General features: G+C 37.8%; 3 protein-coding genes. 2 read left to right on the top strand and 1 reads right to left on the bottom strand.

What is annotated here, in order from left to right; genetic code table 11:
• Positions 1-63 precede the first annotated feature (63 nt).
• Positions 64-432 carry an IS110 family transposase gene (locus BLP68_RS21190; protein ID WP_091547745.1) on the bottom strand — a complete coding sequence of 123 codons (369 nt, stop codon included), beginning with the start codon at positions 430-432 and terminating at the stop codon, positions 64-66.
• Between the two features lie 684 nt (positions 433-1,116).
• Between BLP68_RS21190 and BLP68_RS21185 the strand changes: the two genes are divergently transcribed.
• Positions 1,117-1,539 carry a DUF6678 family protein gene (locus BLP68_RS21185; RefSeq protein ID WP_091547744.1) on the top strand — a complete coding sequence of 141 codons (423 nt, stop codon included), beginning with the start codon at positions 1,117-1,119 and terminating at the stop codon, positions 1,537-1,539.
• A 406-nt stretch (positions 1,540-1,945) separates the two neighbouring features.
• Complete coding sequence (locus tag BLP68_RS21180) at positions 1,946-2,521, top strand: NUDIX hydrolase (protein WP_091547742.1); 576 nt, start codon at positions 1,946-1,948, stop codon at positions 2,519-2,521.
• Positions 2,522-2,818: the final 297 nt, after the last annotated feature.

Here is a 2,818-nt window from a genome sequence, read left to right as displayed (position 1 = left end):
AATGATAAATTAGAAAAATTTCAATTAAGTTTGTAATTTTAAGTAAACAGGAGCAATGTACATTTATATGTGTCCAGTTAGGCTATACCACTCCACGTCGATTTTATCATTTTTTACTTTTCGTATGTTCTTATTCTTGTTACAATTAGTAACAAGAGGGTTGATGACAAAGCTGTTCACTTTGTTATCTTGGAGAAAGTAGAAAAGAGTAAGGTGATAAATTCCAGTCGCCTCCATGAAAAGTGCTGATTTCACGGAAAACTCTTCTTCTACTTTTTTTATTGTTTTAAGTAAGTAGTCGAAAGCTTGAGCATTATGATTTACTTTAAAAGGTTTAGTATGAATATCTCCGTTAGGTGCTAGAACTGCTACCATTGAAAAATCAGCAGAAACATTCACACCGATGACAGGTGTATTGTAAAATTTAGACATTGTAGTATTTCTCTCCTTTCAAGACAAAAATAGAGGATCCATTTCTATCGGTTAGTCAGATAGCCTCGTTAGTTACACGGGTAGTTCCTGAATAAATAGGAAACCCAACCAGCTTAAACATAGAACACACCGATGGATTGGCTAACTTGGTTATGGGTATAGACTTTTAGTATTTAAAAGTTCCCAGGGTGCTGTACGCCTAACCTCTATTCTGGAGATATTATACTATGAATTATCCAGTTGAGCCACCTTATATATTCAGCTTCTACTTACTCAGAACATAGACAGAGAAAAAGAGTCAAATGAAGAGATTTAAATAAGAAGAAGTTAATTCTAAACACGAACTATTTAAAAAAAATTATCAGAATGTTCACGAAGGGAAGATCATATTTTCCGTCGAATGTTCTAACGATATTGTACGAGGGTGCTGGCAGTACGTATTAAAGGAAAAATCAGCGCACCACACACTTCTCACTGGGTGCAAGCACCGCTAAGGGGAAAAGGCAAGAGGGTCCAGTTCGAAGGCGTCGCAAACACGGGAACGTTATATAAAATCGCGCGCAAAGGCCGGCGCATCGTGTGCCGGAGTGATTTTAGGACTTGACTTTGGAGATTTTGTCAATTTACAAAGGTAAAAATAACAAGTGGTTCAATTTATACTTTTTACATAAGGTTGGGATAAGAATGTTGCTCAAAGAGAAAGTTCTAAGAATTGTTATGGAAAAAAATATGTTCAGTGTTATGAATAACACAAAATGGAGAGAACTAAAGCAAGGGATAAGTGAATTACCTTTCCCGCCCTCTTTTGTTATTAAAGCTATATACGAAGAAGAAACTTTATATCATCAATTTGATAAAGATGTTGGGTATCATGGAGATTGGGGCCTTTATTTAGATGGTTATTTAGGAGGCGATATGTATGCTATTCCATTTTATGCTGTTGAATGGATAAAAGTTAGACCACGTTACTCTGAAAGACAAGGTAGACTAATTCCTGACAAAATCATTGATGAAACAGAAGAGTTTACCGCTATTTTAAAAAAATATAATATTTCTTATGAAGAGGACAATGGCTGTTTTATTATTTATGGCTACCGTTCAATATAAAGATCAACAGTTGATCAAGTTAGCATTTTTATAAAATGTGAAATAAGCGAGGTATTGGGGTTTGTTCAGGGGTCGCCGTCCGTGGCTCCCTCTGGCCTTCGAAGGCGCGCGACTTTACATAACAATGCTTCTCCGCAAAGGGTGCGGGAAAGTAGGAGCATGAAGCAGGGCTCTGGAGCGAGGTCATGAAGTAAGCCGCACCACATCCACTCGCCGGGTGCACAGCACCGCCTACGAAGTAAGGCTCTGGGGGTCCAGCTCCTGGACGTCGGAGAAGCTAGACGTTATATAAAATCGCACGCAGAAACCGCCGCGTCCTGCGTCGGATTATAAAACAAAGTGAGTGGGTTAATGTTAGATAGCTCATTTTAAATAAAATAAATAGATAGACGAATTGAGGGATTATATGGATTTTATTAAAAAAATTAATGAGTTTATTCCTAACAATAATCAAGAAAGCCAAGATAAAAAGGTAATTCTTGATTATATAAAACAGTTTTCACATAACATTTTATCAAGAAATAATGAAATTGCACACATTACAAGTTCTGGTTTCATAATGAATTATTCATTAGATAGAGTATTAATGGTTCATCACAACATTCGTAACTCATGGGCATGGACTGGGGGTCATGCAGATGGAGATGCGAACTTACTTCAAGTTGCTATTAAAGAAGCAAGAGAAGAAACTGGTGTAAATAATGTGATTCCTCTTTCGGAAAATATTTTATCAATTGATATATTACCTGTTTTTGGACATATGAGAAAAGATAAGTATGTAAATGCCCATCTACATCTTTCTGTTGCATATGTTCTTATTGCAAGTGACAAAGAAACACTTGTAATTAATAAAGATGAGAATAGTGGTGTCAGTTGGTTCACAATAGATGAATTTACAGATGCCCATTTTGATAAATATGATGCTTATTTATATGGTAAGTTAATAAAGAGAGCTAATGAAATAAATGTAAGGATTACTTAAGGGGCAGACGTCCTTTCGACCTCTGGCTTCGCGGGGCGCGCGACTTTACATAACACGAGCATTCCCGCAAGGGGCGGAGGGGCGAGCTTTTGATGTGAGCCGCCCACATGTCCTCTGTCACAAGACTTGCAATTTAGGACGGTAATAGGGAAGAGCAAGTCTTGCGCCAACCCTAGCGGGACGGACACGTCGGGAATGCGAGAACGTTATCTGAAATATGCCATAAGAATGATGTGGGCTAAGTATTCGTTTGATCGGGGGAAAAGAGATGGGTTACATCGGCTACGAACAACAACT

Source organism: Alkaliphilus peptidifermentans DSM 18978 (assembly GCF_900101495.1).
In the GTDB taxonomy this organism is placed as follows: domain Bacteria; phylum Bacillota; class Clostridia; order Peptostreptococcales; family Natronincolaceae; genus Alkaliphilus_C; species Alkaliphilus_C peptidifermentans.
This window is presented reverse-complemented; position numbering and strand designations above follow the sequence as displayed.